The following is a 6,349-nucleotide window of genomic DNA, read 5'->3' as shown; positions in this document are numbered from 1 at the left end:
GCGGCGACAACGCGGCAATGGAATCGTTCTTCAGCCTGCTGCAGAAGAACGTCCTGAACCGGCGCTCCTGGGCCACTCGCGAGGAACTACGCATCGCGATCGTGACTTGGATTGAGCGGACCTACCATGCTCGCGGTGCGAGCCGTGCGGAGGTCGGATGCTCCGCGGAAGGTGCCTCAGGTACAGGACTGAGGTGTGGGTCAGCGTCCTCGCGGAGCCAATGTCCGTGGCCCCTCGTAGACTTGTTCGGTGCCCATCGTCCCCGTTGCCTCCTCCGGAAAACTCAGTGTCCGCGGTGCCCGCGTCCACAACCTCAAGAACGTCGACATCGATATCCCGCGCGACTCGCTCGTCGTGTTCACCGGCTTGTCCGGATCGGGGAAGTCCAGCCTGGCGTTCGACACGATCTTCGCCGAGGGGCAGCGTCGCTACGTCGAATCGCTGAGCGCGTACGCGCGCCAGTTCCTCGGTCAGGTCGATCGACCGGACGTCGATTTCATCGAGGGACTGAGCCCCGCCGTCTCGATCGATCAGAAGTCGACGAACCGCAACCCGCGGTCGACCGTCGGCACGATCACCGAGATCTACGACTACATGCGTCTGCTCTGGGCGCGAATCGGCATCCCGCACTGCCCCGAATGCGGTGAGCGGATCCAGCGTCAGACCGTGCAGCAGATCGCCGATCAGCTCATGGAGCTTCCCGAGCGCACCCGCTACCAGGTCGTCGCGCCGATCGTGTCGCAGAAGAAGGGCGAGTTCGTCGACCTCTTCCGTGAACTCGGCGCGAAGGGATACTCCCGCGCGATCGTCGACGGCGAGCTCATCCAGCTGGCCGAGCCGCCCACGCTGAAGAAGAGCTACAAGCACGACATCGCGGTGGTCGTCGACCGTCTCGTCGCCTCCGACGACATCCTCGGACGCGTCACCGACTCGGTCGAGACCGCTCTGGGCCTCGCCGGCGGCGTGGTGCAGATCAACTACGTCGACGGCGAAGGCGACGACGCCTGGCAGACCTTCTCCGAGAAGCTGGCGTGCCCGAACGGGCACGCGCTCACGCTCACCGAGATCGAACCGCGCACGTTCTCGTTCAACGCGCCTTTCGGCGCCTGCCCTGCCTGCTCCGGACTCGGCACGCGCATGTCTGTCGACGTCGACCTGATGCTCGGCGATGAAGACCTCTCGATCCGCGAAGGTGTCATCATCCCGTGGACCACTCAGGGCAAGGGGCTGTTCCAGTACTACGAACGCCTGCTGGAGGGGCTCTCGAACGACCTCGACTTCTCGCTGGACACCCCCTGGCGCAAACTCCACTCCGATGTGCAGAACGCGGTGCTGCGCGGCGAGAACTACAAGGTCTCCGTCAAGTGGAAGAACCGCTACGGCCGAGAGATGCGGTACACATCCGGGTTCGAGGGCGTGGTGCCGTACATCGAGCGGCAGTACCTGCAGGCCGAGTCCGACAACCAGCGCAACCGCTGGGGCGAGTACCTCCGCGAGGTGCCATGCCCGGTGTGCGACGGCAACCGTCTCAAGCCAGAGGTCCTCGCCGTGCAGGTGCACGGTCACTCGATCGCCGAGGTCTCGCATCTCAGCCTGGCCGACGCGCGCGCCTTCATGGAGACCCTCACGCTCACCGACCGTGAGGCGAAGATCGCCGCGCAGGTGCTTCGCGAGATCCGTCTCCGTCTCGACTTCCTGCTGCAGGTCGGTCTGTCCTACCTCAACCTCAGTCGCTCGGCGGGCTCCCTCTCGGGCGGAGAGGCCCAGCGCATCCGCCTGGCGACGCAGATCGGCTCCGGCCTGACCGGGGTGCTCTACGTGCTCGATGAACCGTCGATCGGTCTGCATCAGCGTGACAACCGCCGTCTGATCGAGACGCTGCTCGCGCTGCGCGACCTCGGCAACACGCTGATCGTGGTCGAGCACGACGAAGAGACCATCGAAGCGGCGGACTGGGTCGTCGACATCGGCCCCGGCGCCGGCGTCAACGGCGGCGAGGTCGTGCATTCCGGGCCCTATTCGGCCCTGCTCGAGGACCGTGCGTCGATGACGGGGGAGTACCTCTCCGGTCGCCGCGAGATCCCCATGCCGGCGAAGCGGCGCAAGATCGACAAGAAGCGGATGCTGAGCGTCGTGGGCGCTCGTGCGAACAACCTGCGCAACGTCACGGCCGACTTCCCGCTCGGCGTGCTCACCGCGGTCACCGGGGTCAGCGGCTCCGGCAAGTCCTCGCTCGTCAACGACATCCTCTACCAGGTGCTGGCATCGCGGCTCAACGGTGCGCGCACCGTTCCCGGCAAGCACACACGGGTGACCGGACTCGACAACCTCGACAAGGTCGTGCATGTCGACCAGGCGCCGATCGGCCGTACGCCGAGGTCGAACCCGGCCACCTACACGGGTGTGTTCGACCGCATCCGCACACTGTTCAGCGAGACGCCGGAGGCGAAGGTCCGTGGCTACCAGCCCGGCCGGTTCAGCTTCAACGTCAAGGGCGGCCGCTGCGAGGCATGCTCCGGCGACGGCACCATCAAGATCGAGATGAACTTCCTGCCCGACGTGTACGTCGACTGCGAGGTCTGCCACGGCAAGCGCTACAACCGCGACACGCTCGCCGTGCACTACAAGGGCAAGAACATCGCCGAGGTGCTCGAGATGCCGATCGAGGAGGCAGCCGACTTCTTCGAGCCCATCCAGGCGATCCACCGCTACATGAAGACGCTCGTCGACGTCGGGCTCGGCTACGTGCGGCTCGGCCAGTCGGCGACGACGCTCTCGGGCGGTGAGGCGCAGCGCGTCAAGCTGGCGACCGAGCTTCAGCGCCGCAGCAACGGGCGCAGCATCTACGTGCTCGACGAGCCGACGACGGGTCTGCACTTCGAAGACGTCCGCAAGCTCCTCGAGGTGCTGGGCGGTCTGGTCGACAAGGGCAACACGGTCATCGTCATCGAGCACAACCTCGATGTGATCAAGTCGGCCGACTGGGTGATCGACCTCGGACCCGAGGGCGGTTCCGGCGGCGGACAGATCATCGCCACGGGCACACCGGAGCAGATCGCGCGCATCGAGGAGAGTCACACCGGTCTGTTCCTCTCCGAGATCCTGGGTGAGGGGCGCTCCGCGCGGAAGGCCAGCTGATGGCCGACGTCCTGTCGTACAAGCCGAGGCCGGGGGAGATCCCCACCGACCCCGGCGTGTACCGCTTCCGCGACGCCGCCGGTCGGGTGCTCTACGTCGGCAAGGCGAAGAACCTTCGTCAGCGCCTCTCGAACTACTTCGCGCCGCTGCGCACGCTGCACGAGCGCACGCGGCGCATGGTGACCACCGCGGCCTCCGTCGAGTGGACCGTCGTGCCGACCGACGTCGATTCGCTGCAGCTCGAGTACATGTGGATCAAGGAGTTCGATCCGCCCTTCAACGTGCGCTACAAAGACGACAAGTCGTACCCGTTCATGGCGGTGACGCTCGCGGACGAAGCGCCCCGCGTGATCGTGACCCGCAACCGGAAGATCCCGGGGGCGCGGTACTTCGGCCCGTTCCCGAAGGTGTGGGCGGTGCACGAGACCATCGATCTGATGGTCAAGGCGTTCCCGATCCGTACGTGCAGCGACTCCAGCTACCGGCGCGCCATGCAGACGGGCAGGCCGTGCTTCCCAGGACAGATCGGCAAGTGCGGTGGTCCGTGCTCGATGACGGTGAGCATCGAGGAGCACCGCGCCATGGTCGACGACTTCGTCGCGTTCATGGCCGGTGGCGACGAGCGCTTCACCCGTGAACTCACCAAGCGGATGCTGGCGGCCTCCGCAGCGATGGACTACGAAGCGGCGGCGAAGTATCGCGACAAGCTCTCCGCGATCGAGGCGGTACTCGGCAAGAGCGCACTCGTGCTCCCCAGTGACGAGGATGCCGACCTGTTCGGCATCGCCGAGGACGAGCTGGCCGCTGCGGTGCAGCACTTCGTGATCCGCGGTGGCAGAGTGCGCGGTGTGCGCGCGCTGACGATCGAGAAGGAGATCGACATCTCCAGCGGCGAGCTCGTCGAGCAGGTGCTGCAGCAGGCCTACGGCGAGGCACAGGACGTTCCGCGGCGCATCCTGGTCCCCACCCTGCCCGACGACGCCGCGGAGCTCGAGGAGTGGCTGCGCGAGCGTCGGGGCAAGAAGGTCGAGATCGCGGTCGCACAGCGCGGTCAGCGTGCCGACCTCATGCGCACCGCGACTCTGAACGCGCAGCAGGCGCTCATCCGGCACAAGACCCGTCGCACCACCGACTATGTCGCGCGCACCCAGGCACTCACAGACCTGCAGGAGGCGCTCGGCATGGACGAGGCGCCCCTGCGCATCGAGTGCTTCGACATCTCGCACCTGGGCGGCACGAATGTCGTGGCGTCGATGGTGGTCTTCGAAGACGGGCTGCCCCGCAAAGATCAGTACCGATCGTTCAACATCGCCGAGACCACGGACGACACGGACTCGATGTACCAGGTGCTCCGTCGTCGGCTCGCCTACCTCGATCGTCCTGACGAGTCGGAGACGATCGACCCGACGACCGACGAGGTCGTCGCGGAAGACGTCGGCGAGGCGACGGTGCGCCGCAAGCCCCGTTTCGCCTACCCGCCTCAGCTGCTCCTGGTCGACGGCGGCCAACCGCAGGTCGAAGCTGCGGCGCGAGCGCTGCGCGATGCCGGACACACCGAGATCGCGGTCTGCGGCATCGCCAAGCGACTCGAAGAGGTCTGGCTCCCCGGAGACGACTTCCCCGTGATCCTGCCCCGCACGAGTGAGGCGCTCTACCTGCTGCAGCGTCTGCGCGACGAGGCGCACCGGTTCGCGATCACACATCAGCGCAAGAAGCGGCGAAACGACATCGGTTCGGTGCTCGCCGAGGTGCCGGGGCTCGGCGCCGCGCGCATCAAGGTGCTGCTCAAGCACTTCGGCTCGGTCACCGCTCTGCGTGCGGCCGAGCCGGGGCAGATCGAAGAAGTCCAGGGAATCGGTCCCGTGCTCGCTCAGAACATCCACACGCACCTGTCCACTCGCTAGGCTGGAGGCCGAGGGGGAGAGGGAGCACTGAGCAATGGCTGACGGGGAAAAGGGCGAGTTCCTCATCGTCACGGGAATGTCCGGCGCGGGTCGGACGACGGTGGCGAACGCACTCGAGGATCTCGGCTGGTACGTGGTCGACAACCTGCCCCCGCAGATCCTGCGTCCGCTGCTGGATCTGACCGACATGGGCGGCACCGCTCTTCCGAAGGTCGCGGCCGTGGTCGATGTGCGCGGCCGCAATCTCTTCGATGACTTCCCCGGGGTGGCGCGTGCGCTGCGTTCGCGGGGTTCCGTGCGGGTGCTCTTCCTCGACGCGTCCGACGACGTGCTGGTGCGTCGATTCGAGTCCGTGCGCAGACCGCATCCGCTGCAGGGCGAAGGCACCCTGCTGGACGGCATCCGCATCGAGCGTGCCCGGCTCGCGCCGATTCGCGAAGCGGCCGACCTCGTCATCGACACCTCGACCCTCAACATCCACCAGCTCGCGACCCAGGTCTCCGACATCTTCTCGGAGGAGGGCCAGGCGCGCCATCGCGTCACCCTGCTGAGCTTCGGGTTCAAGTACGGGCTGCCGACCGATGTCGACATCGTCGCCGACATGCGGTTCCTGCCGAACCCGTTCTGGAACGAGGAGCTTCGAGGCTTGACGGGCCAGGACGAGGAGGTCCGGGACTACGTGCTCTCCCGCGACGGCGCGATGGAATTCCTGGATGCGTACTCCGCGGCTTTGGCGCCGGTGCTCGAGGGATATCAGCGCGAGAACAAGAGCCACTCGACGATCGCGATCGGCTGCACGGGGGGAAAGCACCGCTCCGTGGCGATGTCGGAGGAGTTGGGCCGCCGTCTGGCCGCGATCCCCGGCGTCGCCGTGAACGTCCGTCACCGGGACCTCGGCCGAGAGTAGTGGGCCGCCCGGCCGAGTAAGCTGGACGTTTGCGTCGCGATCCGGCGCGTGAACGTGAAGGAGTGTCGTGGCACTAACCACCGACGTCAAGGCCGAGCTGGTCAGTATCCGCAATGCACCCCCGACGGTGCGAGTCGCGGAAGTGACCGCCATCCTCCGGTTCGCCGGCGGTCTGCATTCGATCGCCGGTCGTGTGGCCGTGGAGGCCGAGGTGGATGCCGAGACTCTCGCGCGCCGCGTCGCGCGTGACCTCGCCGAGATCTACGGTGTGCGACCCGAGATCGCCCAGGTGCAGTCGAGCACAGCGAACGACGGCGCCCGCTGGGCGGTGCGTGTGATCGCGCAGGGGGAGACCCTCGCCCGTCAGACCGGCTTGCTCGACCAGCGTCGGCGTCCTGTG

At 66.8% G+C, this 6,349-nt stretch carries 4 protein-coding genes and 1 pseudogene; all 5 read left to right on the top strand.

What is annotated here, in order from left to right:
• Positions 1–146: pseudogene (locus KZA10_RS06095) on the top strand (IS3 family transposase); the annotation flags it as partial.
• A gap of 103 nt (positions 147–249) precedes the next feature.
• Complete coding sequence (uvrA, locus tag KZA10_RS06090) at positions 250–3,138, top strand: excinuclease ABC subunit UvrA (RefSeq protein ID WP_141386162.1); 2,889 nt, start codon at positions 250–252, stop codon at positions 3,136–3,138.
• Complete coding sequence (uvrC, locus tag KZA10_RS06085) at positions 3,138–5,042, top strand: excinuclease ABC subunit UvrC (RefSeq protein WP_055867479.1); 1,905 nt, start codon at positions 3,138–3,140, stop codon at positions 5,040–5,042. Before uvrA ends, uvrC begins: the two co-directional genes overlap by 1 nt.
• A gap of 34 nt (positions 5,043–5,076) precedes the next feature.
• Positions 5,077–5,949: an RNase adapter RapZ gene (gene rapZ, locus KZA10_RS06080; protein ID WP_017830284.1), complete on the top strand. Its 873-nt coding sequence runs from the start codon at positions 5,077–5,079 to the stop codon at positions 5,947–5,949.
• Between the two features lie 67 nt (positions 5,950–6,016).
• Positions 6,017–6,349: DNA-binding protein WhiA (gene whiA / locus KZA10_RS06075; protein WP_218682416.1), on the top strand; the 333-nt coding region annotated here is incomplete at its 3' end.

Source organism: Microbacterium sp. BF1 (genome assembly GCF_019279095.1).
GTDB lineage: Bacteria > Actinomycetota > Actinomycetes > Actinomycetales > Microbacteriaceae > Microbacterium > Microbacterium maritypicum.
Note: the sequence above shows the minus strand (reverse complement) of the source record. Positions and strands in the feature narration are given on the sequence as shown.

Excerpts from the sequence above, each read along its gene's own strand:
- uvrC (WP_055867479.1), top strand. The coding sequence starts at position 3,138 with ATGGCCGACGTCCTGTCGTACAAGCCGAGGCCGGGGGAGATCCCCACC.
- rapZ (WP_017830284.1), top strand. The coding sequence starts at position 5,077 with ATGGCTGACGGGGAAAAGGGCGAGTTCCTCATCGTCACGGGAATGTCC.